Source organism: uncultured Paenibacillus sp. (genome assembly GCF_963515335.1).
In the GTDB taxonomy this organism is placed as follows: Bacteria; Bacillota; Bacilli; order Paenibacillales; family Paenibacillaceae; genus Paenibacillus_I.
Map to the genome: position 1 here is coordinate 57,520 of NZ_CAUPYC010000002.1, position 24,784 is coordinate 82,303.

Consider the following 24,784-nt stretch of genomic DNA (forward strand, 5'->3'; position numbering starts at 1 on the left):
GAACGTTCGGCGTTCTAACTACCGTTAATGTTCGGAAATGGAGGAAATTTTAGATGTCAGTTCAAAGTGTTTTGGACAAAATCAAGGAAAACAACATTCAATTTGTCGACTTCCGTTTCGTGGATCTCTCGGGCCGCGCGCATCACATTACGCTGCCTGCATCCGAGGTTGATGGCGATACGTTCGTAAACGGCGTAGCTTTCGACGGTTCTTCGATCCCGGGCTTCCGCGGAATCGAGGAGTCCGACATGGTGATGATGCCGGACACGGAGACCGCTTATGTCGATCCTTTCACGGACCATCCGACACTGCTGGTTATGTGTAATATCCATACGCCGGACGGCGAGCGTTATGAGCGCGACCCGCGCAGCATCGCGCAGAAAGCCGAAGAATTCCTGCAGAAATCCGGAGTCGGCACTGCCGCTTTCTTTGCTCCCGAATCCGAGTTTTTCATTTTCGACGATGTCCGCTACGAGAGCGGCATGAATACGTCCTACTACTCGGTTGATTCCGAGGAAGCGGGCTGGAACAGCGGCCGCAAGGAAGAAGGCGGCAACCTGGGCTTTAAAGTGCGCACCAAAGGCGGCTATGTGCCGGTGCAGCCGATCGACACGCAGCAGGACATCCGCTCCGAGATGGTTCGCCTGATGCAGGAAGCCGGATTGCGCGTAGAGCGCCATCACCACGAAGTGGCGACGGCCGGCCAAGGCGAGATCAACTTCCGCTTCGACACGCTGACCAAAACGGCCGACAACCTGATGAAGTACAAGTACATCATCCACAATACGGCCCGCCAATACGGCAAGACCGCAACGTTCATGCCGAAACCGCTGTTCGGCGACAACGGCAGCGGCATGCACGTTCACCAATCGATTTTCAACGGCGACTCCCCACTGTTCTATGAGAAGGGCGGCTATGCGAACCTGAGCCAAATGGCGCTGCACTACATCGGCGGCATTCTGCACCATGCGCCGGCGCTGATCGCGCTGACGAACCCTTCGACGAACTCGTTCAAGCGTCTCGTTCCGGGTTACGAAGCGCCGGTTAACCTCGTGTTCTCCAAGGGCAACCGTTCGGCAGCTGTCCGGATTCCGGTTGCGGCCGTTACGCCGAAAGGCTGCCGCATCGAGTTCCGTACGCCGGACTCGACGGCTAACCCGTACCTTGCATTCGCAGCGATGCTGCTGGCGGGCTTGGACGGCATCAAGCGGAAAATCGATCCGCAAGCGCTCGGCTACGGGCCGTTCGACAAGAACATCTACGAGCTTTCCGACGAAGAGAAGAGAGAGATCCGCAGCGTTCCAGGTTCCCTGGACGAAGCGCTTGACGCTTTGGAAGCGGACAGCGAGTTCCTGACGGAAGGCGGCGTGTTCACGCAAGACTTCATCGAGAACTATGTGGCGTTCAAACGCCAGGAAGCAAAAGCCGTATCGATCCGTATTCATCCGCATGAGTACAGCCTGTACTACGATTGCTAAGCCGTTCTTGCACAAGTGGAGCCTGGATTTGCGGCGTAATTCCGGCGCTTTTCGGGGCCCCGGAACCATATAAATGACCAACAACAAAAGGGTTCCCGGCTGGGAACCCTTTTGTCCGTCAGCCAAGCGGCGAACGGCGGATTATTTCGTACATCGGCGAACGCCCCAGGCGGCTTCGGAACAGCACGGCTTCATGAACCGTGAATGACAGCGGAGAAAACCCGTCCTCGAGCAGCGCCGCGTCCCAGCGATCGCTCCCCTTGTATTTGCGGGCAATGGTTAAGTGTGGGCAGTACGGGCGCTTCTCGGCTTCAAAGCCGATTTCGCGGAGCAATGAATCCGACAACGCCGCATGGAGCTTGAGCAGCGGACCGAGCGGGCCGGCAAGTCCCGCCCACAGAATCGACGGACTCCGTGGGGCGCCGAAAACGCCCAACCCTTCGAGCGTCAGCTCAAACGGAGGCGTCGAGCGGGCGGCTTCATCCAAGGCGGTCTCCACGCCGGGCACCTTGTCCGAAGAGGTTTCACCGAGAAAGTGGAGAGTGACGTGTCAGTCGTCCGGATGCGGCCAACGCTCGAAGGCGAGCTTGCGCCGCCACTTCGGCAGACGGTCGCTCAGCTCGTTGCGGATCTGTTCCGGTAAGGCGATGCCGGTAAAAAGACGGGTCGATTTTTCCACTGAACTACCCCCTGTGTGCGTTTATTCACTTGAAGCGCTCGGGTAAACTTGCTATCATAAACCATATCAAAAAAAGAAGATAAGGGGTAGGTATGTTGAGCAACCGCGCATACAATTTCAATGCTGGACCGGCCGCGCTGCCGCTTGAGGTGCTGCAGCAGGCGCAGGAGCAATTCGTCGAATTCAACGGAGCCGGGATGTCGATCATGGAAATGTCGCACCGCAGCGCCGCTTACGAGCAGGTGCATAACGAGGCTCAATCGCTGCTGCGGGAGCTGTTCGGCATTCCGGATAATTACCATGTCCTGTTCTTGCAAGGAGGAGCCAGCATGCAGTTCGCCATGCTGCCGATGAACCTGCTGGCACCCAGCCGCGCCGCGGCGTATGCCATTTCCGGCAACTGGGCCAACAAGGCGGTCAAAGAGGCGAGGCTTATCGGCGAGACGATCGTCGCGGCATCGTCGGAGGGCGACGGATATCGCCGGACTCCGGCCATTACCGATATTGTAATCCCGGACGATGCCGCTTATGTACATGTCACATCCAACGAAACGATCGAAGGCACCCAGTATCAAGCTTTTCCCGATACGGGCAATGTGCCGCTCGCGGCGGATATGTCGAGCGATATTCTGTCCCGTCCGGTCGACGTGTCGAAGTTCGGCGTCATCTATGCGGGGGCGCAAAAAAATCTCGGTCCTTCGGGCGTGACGCTCGTCGTCATTCGCAATGACCTGGCGGCGGCCAGCCCCAAATCGCTGCCGTCCATGCTGCGTTACGAAACGCATGTCAAAAATAATTCGCTGTACAACACGCCGCCGTCCTTCGCGATCTATATGGTCAATCTGATGCTGAAATGGATTCGCTCCAATGGCGGCGTCGGCGAACTTGCGAAGGTTAACCAGGCGAAGACCGCGCTTATTTACGACACGATCGATAACAGCGGCGGATTTTATACAGGGTTTGCCCTTCCGGAAAGCCGCTCGCGCATGAATGTCACGTTCCGCATCCGCAACGAAGAGCTGGAAAAGCTGTTTATCAAGGAATCCGAGCAGCAAGGCTTCATCGGCTTGAAGGGACATCGCGATGTCGGCGGCCTTCGCGCTTCGGTCTATAACGCCGTTCCAATGGCGAGCTGTCAAGCGCTCGCCCAATTCATGATCGATTTCCAGCGCCGCAACGGGTAAGGCTTCGGTTATTCGGGTGATTCGCTCCGTTTCGCGCCCGTTTCCTGATCCACTAAGCCCATACAAGGTGGAAACGGGCACAAACAAGTCGCTCTTCCCCCGAACAACCTTCGCTGCAAACATCTACTGATTTATAAACGAAAAGCAAACCGCCCTTTCCTCCGGTCAGGAGGAGAGGGCGATCTGCTGTTGTTTGTCAGCCTTGCGGTACGGACAGCTTGTAGCCGACATTGCGGACGGTCCAAATATATTCCGGCATCCGGGCATTGCGCTCGATTTTGTCGCGCAGATGGCTGATATGGACATCGACGATGCGCGTATCGCCGAGAAAATGATAATCCCAGACGCCGTGCAGCAGCTGTTGGCGGCTGAGCACCTTGCCTTTATGGCGGCATAGGAACAGGAGCAGCTCGAATTCCTTGGGCGTCAAATCGACTGGCTTTCCGTCGAGCCGCACTTCGCGCTGCTCGGCCAGCACCGTCAAGTGCCCGATCTCGTACTGGAGTCCGTCTCCGGAAGAGGGAAGCGTCCGGATGCGGCGGAAAATGGCGTGGATGCGTGAGACGAGCTCCTGCGGGCTGAACGGCTTGGTCATATAATCGTCGGCGCCGTTATCCAGGCCGGCGATCTTGTCGGTGACGTCCTGGAGAGCGGTGAGCATGACGATCGGCACTTCGTTTCTCTGTTTGCGCAGCTCCCGGCATACCTGGAAGCCGTCCATCTTGGGCAGCATCAGGTCGAGCACGATCAGGTCGGGCCGGAACGGCTTAAGCATATCGAATACCGCTTCTCCGTCATGGACACAGCGGACGTCGTAGCCCGCCAGTTTGAGGTTGAATTCGATGAGCATCGAGATCGACGGCTCGTCGTCTACCACCAATATTTTTTTGTTCACACCGGTTTCTCCTTTGCCCAGAATGGTAATTTCATTATGCAGAGCGACGTTAATCGAAAGATTAAGCCGGTGTAAAGCAAGTGTTAAACCTTAACGCTCTAAGAAACTTATCCTTTCCGATGCGGTTAAAATCGGGCCGGGTTAGGAGGAAGGCCGTGGCATTTCATATTGTGCTGGTTGAGCCGGAAATTCCGGCGAACACCGGCAACATCGCGCGCACGTGCGCGGCGACCGGCACGCATCTGCACCTGGTGCATCCTTTGGGCTTCCGCACGGACGACGCGACGCTGAAACGGGCGGGGCTGGATTACTGGTACGCCGTAAACGTGGAGCATCACGACTCGTTTGAGGATGTGAGGAAGAAATATGCCTGCGGCCGCTATTTTTTTGCCAGCACCAAAGGATATAAACGGTATACGGATTTCCGGTTCCGGGACGGGGATTTTTTCGTGTTCGGCAAAGAAACGAAGGGGCTGCCGGGCGAGCTGTTGGACGCTTTTCCGGATACGTGCATGAGAATGCCGATGACCGATAAGGTGCGGTCGCTGAATTTGTCGAATTCGGCCGCGATCGTCGTGTATGAGGCGCTTCGGCAAAACGGTTTTCCCGGGTTGATGTAAACAGGTTCAAAATAAAGGAAATGGTTTAATACGGGGTAGAATTCCCTTCTCCTCCGGAATGAAACCGAGTTGCAGGAAATTAAGCAAAAACAAAAAACAGGGAGGAAAAGCAACTCACTTAGAGAAAGTTTATAGTGCACAAGGTTTCTGCACATGTAAATGACTAGGACTAGGACAAGGACACAGGAGAGGTGATACATTTGAAACCGGCTGGAGTTGTGCGCAAAGTCGATCAGTTGGGCCGTATCGTGCTGCCCAAATCGCTTAGAAAACGGTACCAGATGAACGAAGGGGATCCTGTCGAAATTTTGGTGCAGGGCGATCACATTATTTTGGAGCGTTACCGTCCAAGATGCGTATTTTGCGGCGCCATGGATGAGGTGCGCGAGTTTAAAGACCGTTATTTGTGCGCAGGCTGCGTCTCCGATATGATTTCGCTGCGGAAGTAAGCCGTACTAAATCGCGCTTTCGCAAAAATAGGAATTGAAAAAGAAGCTTTCCGGATGCCGGGAAGCTTCTTTCAGTGTGTGCGGGGTTTGTTTATAGCCCTTTGGTCTTATCGTCGTTATAGGCGGCCGTCAGAATGGAAACGAGGAAAAGGACGAAAACCGTCATGACGATGAGGAACGTTAAGCTGAATTGCATCTCGAACACCTCCAATAGATGCCTTTATTATAACCAATCGCCGCGAAAAAGAAAACGCTTGACATTGTGAACAGATGGTTACAGCTTGCCGTTCCGGTATTTGCGGTATTGTCTGGGCGAGCTTCCGGTTTGCTTCTTGAACACTTTGCTGAAATATTTCTCGTCCTCGTACCCGACCATTGCCGCGATGTCGGCGACCCTGATTTGCGGGTTCCCCAGCAGCACCTTCGCTTTATCGATCCGAAGCCGTTCGACGTATTCCGATAGGGTGACCCCTGTCTCCTGCTTGAAGCGGCGCGAAATGTATTCCCGGCTTAAATAAAACCGGCCGGCGACGGTGAAAAGCGAGAGATCCTCGTCCAGATGCTGGTCGATATAGTGCAGGATCTCGGCGATCACGTTGCGTTCGGAACGCTTGCGGGCGGACGAGGCCTCGGATATGCGGAACAGGATGCCGACCAGCCGCCGCTCCAGCTCGTCCGTAAGGAACGTGCCGTCCTCGTCGTAGGCGACCGGAAGCTCCTCCGCGTAAGCAGCCAACGAATCGTCGACCGTCGCCGTGCCGCCGAACAGGGATTGCAGCAGCTTCGATTTCAGAATCCGGTATTCCTGCTCCCAGGCTCCGACATCGGCAGGGGTGATTCGCTCCATCGCGCGAACCTCGGAAGTCCAGCGCCTTACCACGGATGTCATTTCTTCTTCGCTCCGGCTGACGACCGCCAGACGGAGCGCCTCCTCGAGATCGGACAGGTGAGGGCGCCGCGCGGCCGAGGCGCCGTGCGGGAAGTAATGGTGGATAAACGTGCATGAATCAAGCAAATTCCGGCCCGCCAGCGCCTCTCTGGCTTGATGCACGGTATCCTTCAAGCCAGCCGGAAACGGCCGGGCCAGACCGAGAGCAAAATGCATCGGAGCATTCATCGTACGGGATAAGGCAGACTGAAGCTCTTGCAATCTTGGGATAAGCAGATCGAGCCCGTCCCAGATCAGCATGACGACGGCTTCCGTCCCTCCGGCAAGCCTGAAAGCGTAACCCGCCTGCCATTTGATCCGGAGGAAGTCGTTCAGCACATTGGCGACGGCGAATGCCAGCAGCTCGCTGTCGCCGCGGAATCGCTTCAGCAGGGCGCCCGGCATCGGGTCCAGTCCGCATATGACGGCCACGCACGGCGCTCCGTCCGTGGGACAGCCGAATTCTTTGCGCAACTGCTCCGCAAGCTGGACGTTGACGGACGGCTCCGTCGCGAGCCGTGTAAACACGTTGTCCCAATAGACGGGCTTGTACTGGTTGCGCTCGATATTATGGGCTGATTGCCGCAGGAGAGATTCCTTCCGGGCCCGAATGACGCCGGCCGATTTGCGGACGGCATCGTTCAGCTGGTCGGGCTCCAGCGGCTTGAGCAGGTAATCGGAGCCGCCGTACTTGACGGTGTGCCGCATATAATCGAAATCACTGAAGCCGCTGATGACGATCGTCTGCGTGGCCGGGTAATGGCCCGAAATCCATTCCATCAACGCTCTGCCGTCCGCGATCGGCATATGCATATCCGTCAGGACGAGCTCGGGACGATGCTCGGCGATGAGACGTTTGGCTTCTTCGCCGTTATCGGCCTCGAGCAGCTGCTTGAAACCATAGCTTGACCAATCGACGAGCAGCTTCACCGCTTCGCGCGCATGCCGCTCGTCATCCACAATGAGAACGTTCATCCGGCTATCTCCTCCTTATCCGCGACGGGGATTCGAATCGCGACCCGCAAGCCTCCGCCGTCCTCCGCAGGGTCGATCGGATCGAGCTCAAGGCGGGCATCGGGACCGCAATACAGCCGCAGCCGCGTCATGACATTTGCCAGACCGATGTGCTCATCCGGCCATTTCTCGTGAAGGTCGCCGCTTTGCAGCATGCTGCGAACCTCTTCCAACCGCTGCGCGCTCATGCCCGCGCCGTTGTCTTCGACGGTTATCGTAACCATCTCGCCGTCCGTCCAAACCGAAACGGCGATCCGGATTCGCCCGCCTGCCGGATCAAAGCCGTGCTTGAACGCGTTCTCCACAAGCGGTTGAACGACCATGCGCGGCACCTTGCAGGAAGCGGCTTCAGGCTCGATATCGACGGCGACCGTCAGCTTGTCGCCGAACCGCTGCTGCTGCAGGTCGAGGTAAGCTTTTACATGCTCGATTTCCTGTGAAATATCGACCTGCTCATCCGAGCCGTTCATGGAATAACGCATCATTTTCGCCAATTGGGCAATCAGACCGTATACTTTCGGCGCCTGATGCTGCAGGGCAAGCGTGCCGATCGACTGCAGGGCGTTGTACAGAAAGTGCGGCTGGATTTGCGCCTGCAGCGCTTTCAACTGGTGCGACGTGTTCGCCAGCTGCAGCTTGTACTCCTGAAAAATAAGGTTGTTGATCGTTTCCATCATTTTGCGGAATTTCGCGGCCATCAAGCCGATTTCATCCGAGCCCTGCAGCTTGATATCGACCTCCAGGTCCCCGGCCTGCACATGGTTGATGTATCGGATCAGCCGTTTGACCGGATTCGTGATCCGGAATGAAACGTAAACTGCCGCCGCGATCGCCGCGAGCAGGAAGATGGACAGGATAACCGTATTGACGGCGGTTACCTGGCGTGTGCTCTCGGTGACGACGGATTTGGGAAGGAGCCGCACCAGCGTCCAGTTCATATACGGCGTGTCCAGCTTCTCATACACGTACCAGCCGTCGAAGCCGGAGGTTTGCAGCGTTTCGGCGCCTCGCTCCCCCTTTTGCCGCAGCACTTGGCCGACCCACTCCTCCCTGAGCACTTCTCCTCTGGCCGTCCCTTCCGGCCCGTACACGACGGCGCCGGTTTCACTCAGCAGGTACAGCTGCTCCTTGTCATCCCCAAACAACTGGCTGGAGATCGAATCGATGACATCGGTCCGAATGTCGATCGCAATCGTGCCGATTTGTTTAAAGCCCGGAATTTGAACGATTCTGCGATGGATCGTAATCACATCTTCCGCAGCGTAGTAGGGCGTGTTGAAAATGCCGTAAGGATGGCTGGTATGGGCTTGCTCGATATAAACGCTGCGGTCGGCCGGGATCCGTTCCTCTCCGAACGGCTCGGCCTGCTCGGCTTTGTACAGATTGCCCTTGATCACGAGATATCCTTTGCCCGCGGCTTGGCTATGCAGATAGACCTGCCGGATTTCCTTGACGGAACGGGCTATGGATTGTACGGTCCGGTAAATTTCCTGTTCCGACAGGTAATCGGTTTTGCCCTGCTCAAGCACTTTGTAGAGCGTATCGCCGAACTTGCTGTCATTGTAGGGAAGGAGAGATGCCTGATTCGTCACATCGAAATACTGAATCAGATTCGTCTTCCCTTGAAACATCAGGTTTGAGGCTTGCCTAAGCGCGTCTTTCGTGACGATATCCCTTGTCCGGGCATTTGTTACAAATATTGACAGAAACATCGGAACGGCGATTGCGATGATTAGAAAAACGATCAGCTTCGCCCTCAAGCTGCGGCGCATCCATTCGAAACCCATTCGTGAAGCCTCCTCCGCGATTCGGCGTTGCCGATCCTTGTAAGCGTATTATATCTGCCTGTCTCCGAAAAGATCAATATGTTCCACCTTTCGCGTCATTCGCATCGGTTCCGCTTGCAAGCATCCCTTTTTATACTTAGAGGTATGTTGACGATACTGTGAGATGTCGAAAGGAGTAGGTGTGATGAGAGGCAATCGGGTCAGCGAATGGCTGCAGCAGATTGTATTCACGGGACCGGCTACGTTGGCGTTTGCCATAATTGTAGTGCTCCCGTTCTTCATGGGCATGTATTATTCGTTTACCGATTGGAATGGAGTAGCAGGCAATCCGACCTTCGTGGGCCTCGACAATTTCAAGGCACTGCTTGCCGACGATAACTTCCGTACCTCGTTCGGCTTTACCGCCCGCTTCACGGCGGTTGCCGTCGTGCTTACGAATGCGGTCGCGTTCTTGCTGGCGCTGCTGCTTACGCAGCGGCTGAAGACCCGCAACATGCTCCGGACGCTGTTTTTTCTGCCGAACGTAATCGGGGGCCTGCTGCTCGGTTTCATTTGGCAGTTTATTTTCGTAAAAGGGTTTGCCGCCATCGGCGGGCTGACCGGCATCCCGTTCTTCAATCTGCCGTGGCTCGGCGACGAGGCGACCGCGTTCTGGGGTGTCGTCATCGTCAGCGTGTGGAGCGGTGCGGGCTATCTCATGGTCATTTACATTGCGGCACTGATCAACGTGCCGGCGGATTTAACGGAAGCGGCGGAGATCGACGGGGCAACCGCCTGGCAGCGCCTGCGGCATATCATTGTCCCGCTGATCATGCCGGCTGTCACGATTTCGCTGTTCCTGGCTTTATCCTGGTCGTTCAAAACGTTCGACGTCATTCTGTCGCTCACCGGAGGCGGCCCCTTCGCCTCGACGAGATCGGTGGCGCTCGACATTTATTTGGAGGCATTCACGAATAACCGTTACGGACTCGGAACGGCGAAGGCATTCGTCTTCTTCCTCATCGTGGCGGCCATCACGACCTTGCAGGTTTGGATCACGAAGAAACGGGAGGTGCAAGCGTAATGGGAATGAACCGATATGGCGCCAGAACGTTCACATTGGAAATCGTGGCCATTCTGCTGGCCATCGTATTCCTCATCCCGTTCTACTTCCTGGTCGGCAACTCGCTGAAGCCGTTCGCGGAAATTTTGCTCGATTCGGCGGCGCTGCCCAAAAAGCTGAACTGGGACAACTATACGAAGGCTTGGGAAATCATGAAATACCCGCGGGCGTTCGGCAACTCGCTGCTTATAACGGTGACGAGCATAGCCGGTCTTGTATGGATCAGCTCGATGGCCGCCTACCGCATGGTGCGCAGGCCGACCAAGTACAATCAGATTCTGTTCCTGCTGTTTGTCGCGGCGATGGTCATTCCGTTCCAATCGATCATGATTCCTCTTATGCGGGTAGCCAATTGGTTCAACCTGATGGGCAGCATGCCGGGGCTCTGGTTCGCCTATCTCGGCTTCGGCTCGTCGCTGACCATTTTCCTGTATCATGGCTTCGTCAAGTCGATCCCGCAGGAGATCGAGGAATCGGCGGTCGTGGACGGCTGCTCGCCGTACGGCGTATTTTGGCGAATCGTGTTCCCGCTGCTCAAGCCGATGACGGTCACGATCATCATTCTGAACAGCCTCTGGATCTGGAACGACTTCCTGCTGCCGCAGCTCATGCTTAGCGGGCCAGAGCTGCGCACCATCCCGTTATCCACGTTCTCGTTCTTCGGGCAATATACGAAAAAATGGGATCTGGCCCTTGCGGCTCTCGTCATGGGCGTAACGCCGATCGTTATTTTCTTCCTGACGCTGCAGCGTCATATTATCGAAGGGATCACGGCAGGATCGGTCAAAGGGTAATGGTCAACATTCTACACTTTTTTGTTCAACATCATCGGTGTAGACGTTTTCAAAGAACAATTATACTGGAAATGTAAAGCTTTTCGACAGGTTCGCACAAAAAAGGGAGGATTCAACAAAATGAAAAAGACGATGCTGCTCATGTTGTCCGTCATACTGGTCGTCGTGCTCGCAGCCTGCGGCGGAAAAGGCAACAATGCAAACACGCCGGGCAACGGCGCGGAACCAGGCGCGAATTCCGGAGCGGGTGCAACGAACGGCGCGGAAGCGCCGAAGGAAGAGGATGCGCCGAAAGAGCCGGTCACGATCAAAATGTTCCAGTTCAAAGTTGAAATCGCGGAAGCGCTCGCCAAAATGATCGCCGATTACGAGAAAGAGAATCCGAATGTCAAGATTCAGCTCGAAACGGTCGGCGGCGGCGCGGATTACGGCGCAGCGCTGAAGGCGAAGTTCGCCGCGGGCGACGAGCCGGACATTTTCAACAACGGCGGCAATCAGGAAATGGAAACCTGGATGGAGTATTTGGAGGACATGTCCGATCAGCCTTGGGTCGGCGATGTCGTAGATGCGGCTAAAGACCAAATCTCCAAAGACGGCAAGATGTACGGCATGCCGATGAACCTCGAAGGCTACGGTTACATCTACAATAAAGACCTGTTCGCGAAAGCGGGCATTACGGAGCTGCCGAAAACGCTCACCCAACTGAACGAAACTGCTCAAAAGCTGCAGGACGCAGGCATTACGCCTTTCTCCAACGGTTATCAAGAATGGTGGGTTCTCGGCATCCACAACTTCAACGTAGCGCTTGCGCAGCAGGACGACCCGGCTGCATTCATCGCAAGCATGAACGACGGCACCGGCAAAATTCCAGGCAACCCGATCTTCGAACAATGGGTTAACCTGCTCGACACGACGGTGAAGTACGGCAATAAAAATCCGCTCACGACGGACTACAACACGCAAGTGACGTTGTTCGCAAGCGGCGAAGCGGCTATGATGCAGCAGGGGAACTGGACGCAGGTGCAAATCGACGGCATCAATCCGGATCTGAACCTGGGCGTGCTGCCTATGCCGATCAACGACGATCCGGCCAAGAACGACAAGCTGTATGCAGGCGTGCCGAACAACTGGGTCGTCAACAACAAATCCGCAGTGAAGGAAGAAGCGAAAGCATTCCTGAATTGGATGGTCAGCTCGGAAACCGGCAAACGTTATGTCATAGAAGAGTTCAAGTTCATTCCTGCGCTGAAGTCGATTGAAGTGAAAGACCAAGAAGTGCTGGGCGATATTGCCAACGAAGTCATCGCTTACAGCAACGCAGGCAATGCGCTGACCTGGAACTGGACCCGAATGCCTGATGGCGTAACGCAAGAGCTTGGCGCCGCTATGCAATCCTACATTGCCAAGAAGACGACCAAAGAGCAGATGCTCGAAGCGTTCCAGAAATCGTGGGAAAACCTGCGCAAGAAATAAGAACGGCTTATGGATCGCCCCCGGCCCGCAGCATTGCGGTCCGGGGGTTTTGCCGTTAGCGGGTTGCCCGTGTGTCGGAATCCGCGTAAAATGTAGGGATAGCGGATCGAATGAGACGGAAGGCGGGACTGGATATGGACTACCGATTCTCGAGTCGGGTGAATCGATTGCAATCTTCCGCGGTGCGGGATATTCTTAAGCTGACGCAAGGCAGAGAGATCGTATCATTTGCAGGCGGGCTGCCGGCTGAGGAGCTGTTTCCGCTCGACGCCGTCAGGCAGGCGGCCGACCGGGTTTTCGCCAAAGGCAGCGGCTCGCTGCAGTACGGCTTGACGGAAGGCTTTCTCCCGCTGCGCGAGCAGCTGTGCAGGCGCATGGCAAGCAAAGGCATGCCGGTATCGCCGGACGAGATGATTCTGACGACGGGCTCCCAGCAGGCGATCGATCTGATCGTGCGGGTACTGACCGAACCGGGCGATACGGTGATGGTGGAAAATCCGACTTATCTCGCGAGCCTCCAGGTGTTTGCGATGAACGGCCTGAACGTGGCGGCGGCGGAGAGCGACGACGACGGAATGCTGCCGGACGCGGCGGAGCGCATTTTGCGCGAGCGCAAGCCGAAGCTCGTCTATGTCGTGCCGACGTTCAGCAACCCGACGGGGCGCGTCTGGAGCCTGGAACGGCGCAAGGGACTGCTCGAGCTTTGCCGGAAATACGGCGTTCCGGTTCTCGAGGACGATCCGTACGGCGACATCAAGTTCGATGCGGCCGCGAATTATCCGACGATCTTCTCGCTGGAAGGGAAGGCCGACGGAGGCTGCGTGCTTTATACCGGCACCTTCTCGAAAACGGTCGCGCCGGCGCTGCGCACCGGCTGGGCGATCGGCGATCGGCGCGTAATCCGGAATATGGCGAAGGCGAAGCAGGCGGCCGACTTGCATTCGAGCACGCTGGATCAGCAGACGCTTAGCGAGCTGCTGCGGCATTTTCCGCTGGACGATCATATTCGCTTCCTCGGGGAGGAATACGGCAAGCGGATGCGCCATATGGTGTCGCTGCTGAAAGGCTGCGGCGTGCCTGAGCTGAAATGGGTGGAGCCGCGGGGCGGCATGTTCATCTGGGTGGAGCTGCCGGAGGCGCTGGACGCGGAAGCGCTGCTGCGCGGCGCGGTGCGGAAGGGCGTTGCGTTCGTGCCCGGCGCATCTTTCTATGCGGGCGAGCCGAAGCGCAATACGGTGCGCATGAACTTCACGTATACGACGGGGGAGCGCATGGAAGCGGGAGTGGCACGGTTTGCGGAAGCGATCGGGGAGTTTACGGCTCGGTCGACTTAGTCGGCGCGGGCAGAGCATTGGTTTAGAGAGTAGAAGTAAGGTGAAGAGGAGTGATTGCCTGGCGGCATCGCTCCTTTTTTGTTTGTGTTTCCTTCGTGGGTGGTGCGCGCTAGGGCCGACAGGTCGGCCATTTCGGTTGGGTGAGCGGGCGAAACGGTTTGTGGTCGACCGACCGCCGCCATGCAGCGAGACACCGCGCGCTGGGAGCTGCGCGCGGTGCGAAAAGGTTAGCGGCACGAAATGCCGCTAATGAGCGGCAGATGCGATGAAGCGGATAATTAGCGGCATACGGTGCCGCTAATACGGTAATTTCGACCGGTGAGCCGGCGAAACAGTAGGTTAGCGGCATGAAATGCCGCTAATGAGTGGTACCGGCGAAGCATGGGCGAATTAGCGGCATACGGTGCCGCTAACGGCAGCCGAGGACGAACAATCCCCGCTCTCATGCGGCTTCGCGGGCGGCTGAGAGCGGGATATTACCTGCCTCGGCGTTCTTGTGGGTGGACGCCGCCGGCACCGGCATCGCCGCCGAAGGCCGGCACAGCCGCCCGGCCGCTCAGCCAGGCTTCGACGACGTCGGCATAATCGAGCAGCGCCTGCTCGCCGGCCGGACGCAGGCGGTACAGCCCGCGGCCGACGCGCTCGAACCAGCCGTAATGGTCGGTCCGCAGCAGGCGGGCCGCCTGGCCGAAGCCCGTCAGCTCCGCCGCGCGGCGCGGCGCCGACGGGCCTTCTTCGCGCAGCACCCAGGCGCAGCGGAGCGCCTTCTCGCGGTAGGAGGTGACCAGCTTGCGCTTCGTGCTGCCGCCGACGTTGTAATCGCCGCTGCGCTCGCGGAACTCGTTGAGCAGCCGCGACTGCCGTTTGCGCCGCATGCCGCGCACCGGCGGATCGCCGGGCTCGCACAGCACCTCAACGACCGGCTTCTTCGTCTTGAAGAAGGTGACGGTCATCAGTCCCAGCCCGAGCAGCCTGCACAGCTCCGTCAAGTCGCCGAAGCGCTGGTTGACCGCGCCCGTTTTCATCCGGTTCCGCTCAACCGCCAGCATGACGCGGTCCGTCAACCGGAGCCGCTCGACGCCTTGCAGCAGCAGCCCGAGCGTGAACGTTTTTTTCATCTCCACAATCACCGTCGTTTTCCCATCGGGCAGGAGGGCTACCATATCGCAGTGCAGGACCTCGCTTTTCACCTCGTATCCCCGGAGCTCGAAGAACGATTTGACCGGTCCGTATAGTTCCGTTTCGTGTTTGACGGCCAAGCCGGGATTCCCCTTTCTTGAACAGCTGCCGAATATTTCTCATTATAGCATGAGAAATAGCATGAGAAAGCCTCACATCCAAGCCCTTATCCTTCCGAGCGAACTAGGTCGCAATTTGGTGGAACGAGACATAAAATATGGAGCAAGTTCCCCTCCGGTTGCGCATAGTTATGTATTACTCGCTCGCAAAGAGCACCGCGGGGCGGCCGCTATTACGGCAACGGAGACAGGGAGGAGGCAGGGCATGGATATATTCAAACGAATTTCGGAGTATAATGCGGAAAGCGAGAGGTTGGCTTGGTCGGGAACGTTCAAGGATTACATTGCGCTGCTCGAGAAAGATCCGACACCGGCAATGACCGCCCATGCGCGCGTCTATGAGATGATTAAGTCTTTCGGGGTAGAGGAAACCGGCGGGCATAAGCGATATAAGTTTTTTGAACGGGAAATTTTCGGACTGGACCGGGCGGTGGAGAAGCTGGTTGAGGAGTATTTCCACTCCGCGGCCCGCCGGCTGGATGTGCGCAAACGGATTTTGCTGCTCATGGGACCGGTCAGCGGCGGCAAGTCGACGATCGTGATGCTTCTCAAGCGGGGGCTCGAGCAGTTCTCGCGGACGGAGCAGGGCGCCGTATACGCCATCAAAGGCTGTCCGATGCATGAGGAGCCGCTGCATCTGATTCCGAATGAGCTCCGGCCCGACGTGGAAAAAGCACTCGGCGTGCGCATTGAAGGCAACCTTTGCCCTTCGTGCCAAATGCGGCTCAAAACCGAATACGGCGGCAACATCGAGAATGTGATGGTCGAGCGGGTGACGATCTCCGAGGACAACCGGATCGGCATCGGCACGTTCAGCCCGTCGGACCCGAAGTCGCAGGATATCGCGGACCTCACCGGCAGTATCGACTTCTCGACGATTACCGAATACGGCTCCGAATCGGATCCGCGCGCCTACCGGTTCGACGGGGAGTTGAACAAGGCGAACCGCGGACTGATGGAATTCCAGGAAATGCTGAAGTGCGACGAGAAATTTCTGTGGAATTTGTTGTCCCTGACCCAGGAGGGCAACTTCAAGGCCGGCCGCTTCGCGTTGATTTCCGCCGACGAGCTGATCATCGCCCACACCAACGAATCCGAGTACAAGTCGTTCATCGCCAACAAGAAGAACGAGGCGCTGCAGTCGCGCATGATCGTCATGCCGATTCCGTACAACCTGAAGGTGTCGGAGGAAGAGAAAATTTACAACAAGCTGATCGGCCAGAGCGACATGAAGCATATCCATATCGCGCCGCACGCGCTGCGGGCCGCTGCGATATTCTCGATTCTGACCCGGCTCAAGGAAACGAAGAAGCAGGGCATGGACCTGATCAAAAAAATGCGGATGTACGACGGGGAAGAGGTCGAAGGCTACAAGGAAGCCGACCTGAAGGAAATGCAGAACGAATATTTGGAGGAGGGCATGTCGGGCATCGACCCGCGCCATGTCATCAACCGGATTTCAAGCGCCTTGATCAAGCAGGACCTGGAATGCATCAATGCTCTCGATGTGCTGCGGGCATTGAAGGACGGCCTTGACCAGCACCCTTCCATCACGAAGGAGGAACGCGAGAAATATCTCAATTTCATCTCGTCGGCGCGCAAGGAATACGACAACCTGGCGAAAAAGGAAATACAGAAGGCGTTCGTGTACTCCTTCGAGGAGTCCGCCCGCACGCTGTTCGAGAACTATCTGGACAACATTGAAGCGTACTGCAACTGGAACAAAATCAAGGATCCGCTCACCGGCGAGGAGCTCGATCCGGACGAGAGGCTGATGCGCTCCATCGAGGAGCAAATCGGCATATCGGAAAACGCGAAAAAAGCGTTCCGCGAAGAGATTCTGATCCGCATCTCCTCTTATTCCCGCAAAGGGAAAAAGTTCGACTATGCCAGCCATGAGCGGCTGAGGGAAGCCGTTGAGAAAAAGCTGTTCACCGACCTGAAGGACATCGTCAAAATTACGACGTCGACGAAGACGCCGGACGAGAATCAGCTGAAGCGGATCAACGAGGTGACCAAACGGCTGATCGACGAGCACGGCTATTGCCCGGTATGCGCCAACGAGCTGATGCGTTATGTGGGGAGCTTGTTGAACAGGTAATCCGCCAAAACAGGAATGGTGTGAACGGTTAGGGGGCCGGCGAGAGGCATTTTACAATTTTTCCTTGTATGCGAACCGGGCGACTGAGGAACATTACTGTTCGTGAACTCACAGAACGGTGGTGAAATCCGACGGGATGCCTCTCTCTCCACGCTTGTATCATTGGTTTGTCCGGCCTCAATGGTTGACGAAAAAACATATCCACGATCACATCCGGGACCATATTCCACTCCGGAACAGACGCGTTCTCGATTTCGGTTCGGGAACCGGCGCAAATTGCGGACTGTGCGATCCCGGCGACTATCTCGGCATTGAACCGTCAAAGGAAAGGGTTCTGCTGGCCAGCCGTCTTTATCCGGGACATCGCTTTGTCGTTTTCGACAGGAAACGGATTCCGGCGCCGGACGATTCGATGGATTATGTTTTCATCATCGCGCTTCTGCATCACATACCGGACAATCTCATCCGGGATTATCTGCAGGAGTTTGAACGCGTGTTGAAACCGGGCGGAACCGTCATTGCCATGGAGCCTTGCTTGTTCGAGAATAAACGATTCAATAACCGCTTTATGAACTGGTACGATGACGGTGAGCACATCCGCGATGAAAGCCAGTATTTCCGGTTGTTCCAAGACAAGCAATATGAATGCCGGGTACTCGGAAGGTTTACCAAATGCTTTGTTTACAATGAACTCTTTTTTTCGGCCACGCCGACAAGGAAAAAAGGATTTTAATAAAAAAGCAACAACCATGGATGGTCTCCCACTCATGGTTGTTGCTTTTTTAAAGGCGAATAGATTTACCCATTTTTGCGTATAAATTCCTTGGTTTATTATCATGCTAGCATGGTGAGTTTATTCAGAGGAGGTGTGACGATTTGGCAAACAAGGACGGAAGACCTGACGCATTTATTATAGGAGTCGATGTCGGATCGACGACCGTGAAAGCAACCGCAGTGGATCCGGAGAGTAAGCGAATTGTCTGGTCGGACTACCAACGGCACCATACGAAGCAGGCGGAGAAGGTGTTGGAGCTCTTGATTGCCATCGGCAATGCGTTTCCGGACATCAAGCAGGAAAACATTCGCGTCTTCACGACGGGTTCCGGCAGCGGACCGATTGCTCCGCACATAGGGGCAAAGTTCGTACAGGAAGTAAACGCGGTGACCATGGCGGTGGAGCATCTTCATCCGGATGTGGGAAGTGTGATCGAACTCGGCGGACAGGACGCCAAGATCATTATTTTTAAGGAAAATGAAGAAACCGGCAACAAGCAGGCGATTACCTCCATGAACGACAAGTGCGCATCGGGGACCGGGGCGACCATTGACAAGTGCATGATTAAAGTGGGATTGCCGATGGACGAAGTGGGCCGGCTGCATTTCGATGACAGCAAGCTGCATCATGTAGCCGCCAAATGCGGGGTGTTTGCGGAAACGGATATCGTCAACCTGGTGAAAAGCGGAATTCCTTCCACGGAGATCATGTGCTCGCTCGCGGATGCCATCGTCATGCAAAATTTGTCCGTTCTGACGCGCGGCAACACCCTGCGGCACCGGGTGCTTCTGCTCGGCGGACCCAATACCTATTTGCCTTTCCTTCAGGAATGCTGGCGCAAACGCATCCCCAAGACCTGGGAAGAACGGGGATACGATTATCCGCAAGACGTTCCGATCGACGAACTGATTTTCGTACCCGACAATTCGCAATATTACGCGGCTTACGGCGCCGTGATGTACGGGATGCATGAACCGGCAGGCGTTGGCAGCTATACGGGATTGGAAGGATTGAAGGAATTTATCGCCCACGGCCGCAAAGCCAAGCTGGGCGAGAATGCCGGCCCGGCTCTTACGGCAAACAAACAAGAATTGGAACAATTCCGAAGCGCCTATCGCATTCCTGCGTTCAATCCCGCCTCTTTCGCATCCGGACAAAACGTGAAGGCGGTCATCGGCCTTGACGGGGGCTCCACTTCGTCCAAAGCGGTGCTGGTCGATAAGCAGGGAACGATTCTGATGAAGGAATATCAGCTGTCCAAGGGCAACCCCCTGGAAGATACGAAAGAGATGCTGAAGCGGATCCGGGATAAGATTCGGGAGCAAGGCGCCGAATTGGAGATCATCGGTTTCGGGGCTACCGGCTACGCGGCGGATGTATTGGAAAAAACGTTAAAGACGGATGTCAATATTGTCGAGACGGTGGCCCATATGATGAGCGCCGTCAATCAATTCGGGGACATCGATGTCATTTGCGACATCGGCGGACAGGACATCAAGGTACTCTTTCTAAAGAACGGGGATATCCGCAACTTCCGGCTCTCCAATCAATGTTCCGCCGGGAACGGGATGCTGCTGCAGGCGATGGCCGACCAGTTCGGCATCCCGATTCAGGAATATGCGGACACAGCATTTGCGGCGGACCTTTCCCCCAAATATTCTTATGGCTGCGCGGTTTTTCTGGATGCGGACCGGGTGAACTTCCAGAAGGAGGGCTACTCCAAAGAGGAATTGCTTGCCGGATTGGCGCTGGTGCTGCCGAAAAACGTATGGCAGTATGTGGTGCAAATTCCCCGCATGGCCGAACTGGGAAGGAAGTTCGTGCTGCAAGGAGGAACCCAGTACAATCTCGCCGCCGTCAAAGCGCAGGTCGATTACATCAAGCAGCGGGTTCCCGATGCCGAAGTGTACGTGCACCCGCATCCCGGCGAGGCGGGAGCGATCGGGGCGGCCATGGAAACGCTGCGCGTCGTCAAGCGGCGGGGTTATTCCACCTTTTTGGGTCTGGATGCCGCCATCGACCTCACCTACTTGTCCCGCAATGACGAATCCACCCGCTGTAATTTCTGCCCCAACCACTGCAGCCGCACGTTTATCGACTCACGCACGCCGGATGGAAACACGGCCCGTTATATTTCCGGTTTCAGCTGCGAGAAGGGAACGGTGGAGGACCAGGAAGCGGTGGTCAAATTGACCCGGGAGCGTCAGGAGCTGAAAAAGCACTACCCCAATCTGGTGGAATATGAGGCGCGCCGCATGTATCAGCGATTTTACGACCCGGCGCCGCTTCCCGAGCCTGTCGTGCAGGAGGATGACGCTGGGTTGAAACGAGGCCGGTTCGGTTTTATCGGGAGACGCAAAAGTCCGAACAAGCTTCATTTCGAACGTTCCTCCGCCGAAGCTGCGGAACGGCGAAAAAAGCTCCGTATCGGCATTCCCCGGGTGCTCAATATTTGGTCCACCGCGCCTTTTTGGCGGACCTATTTCGAGACGCTCGGCATCGATCAGAGGAATATCGTATTCAGCGACTATACAAGTGAAGAAATGTGGCAGCAGGGAGGGAAGTACGGCTCGATCGATCCTTGTTACCCTTCGAAGGTGGCGCAGGCTCACGTGCACAATCTGCTGTTCAAACATCACGAGCAAAAGCCGCTCGAGTACATCTTTTTCCCGTGCATTACCCATATTCCAACCCATCTGCAAAATGTGATGGATTCCACCAGCTGCCCGATCGTGGCCGGCGCACCGAACGTGATCAAAGCCGCCTTTACGAAAGAGGTGAACTTTTTCGAGACCAGAGGGGTTGCTTATTTGGATCCGGCCGTTACGTTTACCGAACCGAATTTTATGAAGAAGCAGTTGTTTGAAGCATTTCGGGATCATCTGCAGATTACGGAGGACGAAAGCGGCTTTGCCGCGGACCAGGGTTGGGAAGCGATGCATCGGTTCGACGCCGAGATGCAGGAGAAAGGCCGGATGATCCTGGAGCAGGTGGAACAGGAGAACCGCCTGGCCATTCTCCTGATCGGACGTCCCTATCATTCCGACCCGGGCCTCAATCACAGTGTGCTGGAGGAGTTTCAGGTGCTCGGCTATCCGATCTTGTCGATGCGCTCGATCCCCAAAGATGAAGCTTGGCTGCGCCGCTTTTTTGAGGGCGATTTGCAGAGCGGGCGGGTGGAGCATGCCTTGGAGGTCAGCGATGTGTGGCCTGAAAACTTCAGCTCCAACAGTGTGCAAAAGGTCTGGGCGGCCAAATTCGCCGCACGCCATCCCAACGTGGCGGTACTCGATCTGTCCAGCTTCAAATGCGGACATGACGCGCCCACTTACGGGCTGATCGATTCGATTATCTCGGCGGCAGGCACGCCTTACTCGGCGCTGCACGATATCGACGCCAACAAACCGAGCGGGTCGATAAAAATACGCGTCAAGACCTATGCGCACAGCCTGGGGCTTCACGAAGAGCGTTTGGAGGATTTGGCCCGTAAGAAAGCCGAACTGCAGCAGCGTATTGAAAAGAAGCGCGCGGAACTGCAGACCAGGAAGCACGATGAGCAAGCAGGTGTGATCTGACAAAAGGAGTGAAAAACATGGCGATGAAGAAGCGGAAGCCGGAATTCCCGAAGTCCATGGAGGAAGAACTGCAGCAATTTCAAGCCGAACAGGAAAAAGCGTTAGGGTTAAGCCGGGATCACAAGAACCAATGGTTTGATCCCGTACCCCGTCAATTTTTAGCCAAAGACAAAGCTTCGACAACCATTCTGTTCGGGGGCCTCACGATGGCGCACGATTTTCTCGTGGAGGGGGCGCTGAAAGGATTGGGTTACCGGGTGAGGCATATGGATTGCCCGGATAACGAATCGCTTCGCTTCGGCAAAGAGTTCGGCAACCGCGGGCAGTGCAATCCGACGTATTTCACGGTCGGCAACTTAATCAAATATCTGCATTATCTTCGGGATGAGGAAGGGAAATCGAAGGAGGAGATCGTCGGCAGTTACCTGTTCATTACAAGCGGTTCCTGCGGTCCTTGCCGCTTCGGCACCTATGTCACCGAGTATCGAAAAGCGTTGCGCGATGCGGGGTTTGACGGTTTCCGCGTTCTGTTGTTCCAGCAAACGGACGGGTTGAAGCAGGCGACCGGCGGAGAATCGGCCCTGAAATTAAACACTTCGTTTTTTATAAGCTTTCTGAAAGCCGTTCTGTTAGGGGACATCTTGAACGCGATCGCCTACCGCGTGCGTCCCTATGAAGTCGAAGCCGGATCGACCGACGCCGCCCTGAGCCGTTGCAAGCAGTATTTGCATGACGCCTTGAGCGGCAGGAAAAGGCTCATGCCGGTGCTGCGCAAATGCCGCAACGAGCTGCGCGCGGTGCGGGTAGACCGAACGATGGTGAAGCCGAAAGTCAGCATTATCGGCGAGTTTTGGGCCATGACCACGGAAGGAGACGGGAATTATCAGCTGCAGCGTTTTTTGGAAAACGAAGGAGCGGAGGTGGAGGTCCAGTCGGTTACGGCCTGGATTCTGTTCCTCATCTGGTCCGGACGTTACGACACTCTGAGGCGAATGAACCTTCGCGAAGCCGATTCCGGAAAAAACGGCTTGAAAGGGAAAAATCCGGCCATGCGTCTGCGCATGCTTTGGCTCGCCGATCGGATTCTCCGCGGCATGTTCCAACGGTACGCCAAGGCCATGGGCTTGTATCATTATCACCTGCCCGATATGGAAGAGATCGCGCGTGTCGCCCATAAGCACTATAACAACCATCTGCGCGGAGGGGAGGGCCATATGGAGGTTGGGAAACTGATCCTGAACGTCGTCAAGCGCAAAGTCAACATGACCATCTCCGTCAAGCCTTTCGGATGCATGCCGTCTTCCGGCGTATCGGACGGCGTTCAGTCCTTGATTACCGAGAAATACCCGGACGCCATCTTCCTTCCGATTGAAACGACGGGAGACGGGGCGATCAATGTATACAGCAGGGTGCAAATGATGCTGTTCAAAGCAAAACAGGCGGCGCAAAGGGAGTTTGACGAATCGCTGGAGAAAAAAGGCGTTACGGTTGAACAGCTTCGCCACCTGCCGGGCGGTTCGAAAGCCGCCCAGCCGCTTTATACAGGTCGCCATGTCGTCGCTTGCACAGCCGCGAATGTCGTATACGATCTGCCCCGGTTTATCAAATCGGCTTCTTATAGAACCAAGAAGCGGCAAATACAATCTCAATAGATTTGCTCAACGCGGAATGCTCCAGATGCTGAGTCTGGAGCTTTTCGCGTTGTCGAGTCGTTAGAATAACGGAGAGAGCAGACGTGCGAATGCTTCTTTTAACTTTTGCATTGTGGGACGCTTCTCGAAATCGGACAACGACATTTCCTTGCTTTCTTTCAGATCCGTATAAAAGTCTTCAACCAAACGGTTCACGACCTTGCCGTCAAAGAAGACGGCATTGATTTCAAATTGGCCGTAGAAGCTTCGCATGTCCATATTGGTGCTGCCGGAGAAAGCCAAATGGTCCGCAACGAACACTTTGGCATGGATGAATCCTTTCTTATAACGATAAATACGAACACCGGCGTTAAGTAATTCCTGGGCATAGGATAAAGTCGCACAGTAGACAATCATCGTGTCCGGGACGGTTGGAATGATAATGCGAACGTCGACCCCATGGATGGCCGCCGTTTTTAAGGCCATTAACATACCGGGATCGGGAATGAGATAGGGTGACTCCACATAGATTCTCTTTTTTGCTGAAACCATACAAGTAAAGAGGAGTTCCGGAATCCTATTCCTGGGCTCGTCCGGTCCGCATTTTAGAACTTGCACCCATTCTTCCCCATGATTCGCTTGCATAGGGAAAAACTCATCCTCGGTTAATAGCCGGCCTTTAACAAAATGCCAATCGGCAACAAAGGTATACTGCAGCCAGCAAACGGCGTCTCCCATAATGCGAAAATGGGTGTCGCGCCAATAACCGATTTTCGAATCGTTCCCAATATATTCATCTCCTACATTCAAACCGCCGAAAAACCCGACTTTTCCGTCGACAACGACGATTTTCCGATGGTTGCGGTAATTGATCCGCTGATCGAAAAACGAGCGTAAAGGCGGTAAAAAACAACCGGTCTCCACGCCGGCATCGCGCAACCGTTTCAAATAGTCCTTTCCCAGCCGATGGCTTCCGATGCCGTCGTACAGGAGTCTCACCTTTACCCCTTGCTTGGCTTTCTCGATCATCAAATGTTGTAACCGGGAACCGAGATCATCGTCTCGCACGATGTAAAACTCGATATGGATATGGTTTTTGGCCTCGGCCATCGCCTTCAGCATCGCCTCAAAGGCCTCGGCGCCTTCCGCGAATACGGTTGTTTCGTTGCATGCCGTAATGGGGGCGTTCGGTATCGTTTTAAGCATATCGTGCAACGGGTTTTCTTCCCCGTTGATTTGTTCAAACGAAGTTTCCCGTAACCGCTGCCCGCAGCGATGAGTGAGCTGCTCCTTGAGTAAATCGAGATCGGTGGAGCCTTCGTGTCGCGCAAATCGCCGGTGAGAATACTCCTTGGCAACAAAATAATAAAACAGGAAACCAACCAGCGGAAGGACAAACAGGATGACGAGCCACGCGATTGCTTTGCTTGGACGGCGATATTCGATCAGGATAACCGTTGCAATTTGTAGGACAAATAGTAGGAGCGCCATCACAAGCCACTTCACTTGCTCTTTTCGCCTCCTTGTAGAAGGTAAGAAAAACACTCAAATTAAGATCTCCAATTTATCCAAACGTATGCTTTGATCCGACGTAAAAGTAATATCGGCGATCCGATATGAAGGGCAGTTGAACGCGGCAAGTTCAACTGCCCTTTTTAGCTGAAATA

At 55.5% G+C, this 24,784-nt stretch carries 18 protein-coding genes and 1 pseudogene; 12 read left to right on the top strand and 7 right to left on the bottom strand.

Annotation, left to right across the window (positions count from 1 at the left end; all coding sequences use genetic code 11):
* Positions 1 to 53 precede the first annotated feature (53 nt).
* Positions 54 to 1,478, top strand: coding sequence for a type I glutamate--ammonia ligase (gene glnA / locus RWM61_RS01165; protein WP_313996478.1), 1,425 nt, complete (start codon positions 54 to 56; stop codon positions 1,476 to 1,478).
* A 118-nt stretch (positions 1,479 to 1,596) separates the two neighbouring features.
* Here the strand turns inward: glnA and thpR are convergent.
* Positions 1,597 to 2,016, bottom strand: a pseudogene (gene thpR / locus RWM61_RS01170) (RNA 2',3'-cyclic phosphodiesterase); the annotation flags it as partial.
* Between the two features lie 12 nt (positions 2,017 to 2,028).
* Positions 2,029 to 2,157, bottom strand: coding sequence for a hypothetical protein (locus RWM61_RS01175; protein ID WP_313996480.1), 129 nt, complete (start codon positions 2,155 to 2,157; stop codon positions 2,029 to 2,031).
* Between the two features lie 95 nt (positions 2,158 to 2,252).
* Here RWM61_RS01175 and serC point away from each other — a divergent pair, with 95 nt between their 5' ends.
* Positions 2,253 to 3,341, top strand: a complete 1,089-nt coding sequence (gene serC / locus RWM61_RS01180; protein WP_313996482.1) for a 3-phosphoserine/phosphohydroxythreonine transaminase — start codon at positions 2,253 to 2,255, stop codon at positions 3,339 to 3,341.
* Positions 3,342 to 3,537: 196 nt separating this feature from the next.
* Here serC and RWM61_RS01185 read toward each other — a convergent pair whose 3' ends face one another.
* Positions 3,538 to 4,236, bottom strand: coding sequence for a response regulator transcription factor (locus RWM61_RS01185; RefSeq protein ID WP_313996484.1), 699 nt, complete (start codon positions 4,234 to 4,236; stop codon positions 3,538 to 3,540).
* Positions 4,237 to 4,391: 155 nt separating this feature from the next.
* Between RWM61_RS01185 and trmL the strand changes: the two genes are divergently transcribed.
* Entirely contained in the window at positions 4,392 to 4,856 is a 465-nt protein-coding gene (gene trmL, locus RWM61_RS01190) for a tRNA (uridine(34)/cytosine(34)/5-carboxymethylaminomethyluridine(34)-2'-O)-methyltransferase TrmL (RefSeq protein WP_313996486.1), read from the top strand.
* 200 nt (positions 4,857 to 5,056) lie between these two features.
* Complete coding sequence (locus RWM61_RS01195; RefSeq protein ID WP_313996488.1) at positions 5,057 to 5,305, top strand: AbrB/MazE/SpoVT family DNA-binding domain-containing protein; 249 nt, start codon at positions 5,057 to 5,059, stop codon at positions 5,303 to 5,305.
* A 274-nt stretch (positions 5,306 to 5,579) separates the two neighbouring features.
* Here RWM61_RS01195 and RWM61_RS01200 read toward each other — a convergent pair whose 3' ends face one another.
* Together RWM61_RS01200 and RWM61_RS01205 are read right to left on the bottom strand one after the other, a co-directional pair.
* Positions 5,580 to 7,208: a helix-turn-helix domain-containing protein gene (locus RWM61_RS01200; RefSeq protein WP_313996490.1), complete on the bottom strand. Its 1,629-nt coding sequence runs from the start codon at positions 7,206 to 7,208 to the stop codon at positions 5,580 to 5,582.
* Positions 7,205 to 9,034 (bottom strand): sensor histidine kinase, encoded by a 1,830-nt coding sequence (locus RWM61_RS01205; protein ID WP_313996492.1) that lies wholly within the window; start codon positions 9,032 to 9,034, stop codon positions 7,205 to 7,207. The genes RWM61_RS01200 and RWM61_RS01205 overlap by 4 nt, the downstream gene beginning before the upstream one ends.
* A 184-nt stretch (positions 9,035 to 9,218) precedes the next feature.
* Between RWM61_RS01205 and RWM61_RS01210 the strand changes: the two genes are divergently transcribed.
* From RWM61_RS01210 to RWM61_RS01225, 4 genes are all read left to right on the top strand, one after another.
* Positions 9,219 to 10,097, top strand: coding sequence for a sugar ABC transporter permease (locus RWM61_RS01210; RefSeq protein ID WP_313996494.1), 879 nt, complete (start codon positions 9,219 to 9,221; stop codon positions 10,095 to 10,097).
* Positions 10,097 to 10,930, top strand: a complete 834-nt coding sequence (locus RWM61_RS01215) for a carbohydrate ABC transporter permease (protein ID WP_313996496.1) — start codon at positions 10,097 to 10,099, stop codon at positions 10,928 to 10,930. The genes RWM61_RS01210 and RWM61_RS01215 overlap by 1 nt, the downstream gene beginning before the upstream one ends.
* A gap of 120 nt (positions 10,931 to 11,050) precedes the next feature.
* Positions 11,051 to 12,403 (top strand): ABC transporter substrate-binding protein, encoded by a 1,353-nt coding sequence (locus tag RWM61_RS01220; protein ID WP_313996498.1) that lies wholly within the window; start codon positions 11,051 to 11,053, stop codon positions 12,401 to 12,403.
* A gap of 134 nt (positions 12,404 to 12,537) precedes the next feature.
* Positions 12,538 to 13,737, top strand: coding sequence for a PLP-dependent aminotransferase family protein (locus RWM61_RS01225; RefSeq protein ID WP_399537646.1), 1,200 nt, complete (start codon positions 12,538 to 12,540; stop codon positions 13,735 to 13,737).
* A 476-nt stretch (positions 13,738 to 14,213) separates the two neighbouring features.
* Here the strand turns inward: RWM61_RS01225 and RWM61_RS01230 are convergent, their stop codons facing one another.
* Positions 14,214 to 14,996 (bottom strand): DUF2161 family putative PD-(D/E)XK-type phosphodiesterase, encoded by a 783-nt coding sequence (locus tag RWM61_RS01230; protein ID WP_313996501.1) that lies wholly within the window; start codon positions 14,994 to 14,996, stop codon positions 14,214 to 14,216.
* A gap of 244 nt (positions 14,997 to 15,240) precedes the next feature.
* Between RWM61_RS01230 and RWM61_RS01235 the strand changes: the two genes are divergently transcribed.
* From RWM61_RS01235 to RWM61_RS01250, 4 genes are all read left to right on the top strand, one after another.
* Entirely contained in the window at positions 15,241 to 17,136 is a 1,896-nt protein-coding gene (locus tag RWM61_RS01235) for a PrkA family serine protein kinase (protein WP_313996503.1), read from the top strand.
* Positions 17,137 to 17,272: 136 nt separating this feature from the next.
* Positions 17,273 to 17,869 carry a class I SAM-dependent methyltransferase gene (locus tag RWM61_RS20160; protein ID WP_399537626.1) on the top strand — a complete coding sequence of 199 codons (597 nt, stop codon included), beginning with the start codon at positions 17,273 to 17,275 and terminating at the stop codon, positions 17,867 to 17,869.
* 143 nt (positions 17,870 to 18,012) lie between these two features.
* Positions 18,013 to 21,486 carry a BadF/BadG/BcrA/BcrD ATPase family protein gene (locus RWM61_RS01245; protein ID WP_313996507.1) on the top strand — a complete coding sequence of 1,158 codons (3,474 nt, stop codon included), beginning with the start codon at positions 18,013 to 18,015 and terminating at the stop codon, positions 21,484 to 21,486.
* 17 nt (positions 21,487 to 21,503) lie between these two features.
* Entirely contained in the window at positions 21,504 to 23,138 is a 1,635-nt protein-coding gene (locus tag RWM61_RS01250) for a 2-hydroxyglutaryl-CoA dehydratase (RefSeq protein ID WP_313996509.1), read from the top strand.
* Positions 23,139 to 23,198: 60 nt separating this feature from the next.
* Here RWM61_RS01250 and cls read toward each other — a convergent pair whose 3' ends face one another.
* The gene (cls, locus tag RWM61_RS01255; RefSeq protein WP_313996511.1) at positions 23,199 to 24,623 is read right to left on the bottom strand and encodes a cardiolipin synthase; all 1,425 of its coding nucleotides are present in this window, start codon (positions 24,621 to 24,623) and stop codon (positions 23,199 to 23,201) included.
* Between the last annotated feature and the right edge of the window lie 161 nt (positions 24,624 to 24,784).

Excerpts from the sequence above, each read along its gene's own strand:
- RWM61_RS01210 (WP_313996494.1), top strand. The coding sequence starts at position 9,219 with ATGAGAGGCAATCGGGTCAGCGAATGGCTGCAGCAGATTGTATTCACG.
- RWM61_RS01200 (WP_313996490.1), bottom strand. The coding sequence starts at position 7,208 with ATGAACGTTCTCATTGTGGATGACGAGCGGCATGCGCGCGAAGCGGTG.
- RWM61_RS20160 (WP_399537626.1), top strand. The coding sequence starts at position 17,273 with ATGCCTCTCTCTCCACGCTTGTATCATTGGTTTGTCCGGCCTCAATGG.
- RWM61_RS01205 (WP_313996492.1), bottom strand. The coding sequence starts at position 9,034 with ATGGGTTTCGAATGGATGCGCCGCAGCTTGAGGGCGAAGCTGATCGTT.
- RWM61_RS01220 (WP_313996498.1), top strand. The coding sequence starts at position 11,051 with ATGAAAAAGACGATGCTGCTCATGTTGTCCGTCATACTGGTCGTCGTG.
- glnA (WP_313996478.1), top strand. The coding sequence starts at position 54 with ATGTCAGTTCAAAGTGTTTTGGACAAAATCAAGGAAAACAACATTCAA.
- RWM61_RS01215 (WP_313996496.1), top strand. The coding sequence starts at position 10,097 with ATGGGAATGAACCGATATGGCGCCAGAACGTTCACATTGGAAATCGTG.
- RWM61_RS01250 (WP_313996509.1), top strand. The coding sequence starts at position 21,504 with ATGGCGATGAAGAAGCGGAAGCCGGAATTCCCGAAGTCCATGGAGGAA.
- RWM61_RS01225 (WP_399537646.1), top strand. The coding sequence starts at position 12,538 with ATGGACTACCGATTCTCGAGTCGGGTGAATCGATTGCAATCTTCCGCG.
- RWM61_RS01235 (WP_313996503.1), top strand. The coding sequence starts at position 15,241 with ATGGATATATTCAAACGAATTTCGGAGTATAATGCGGAAAGCGAGAGG.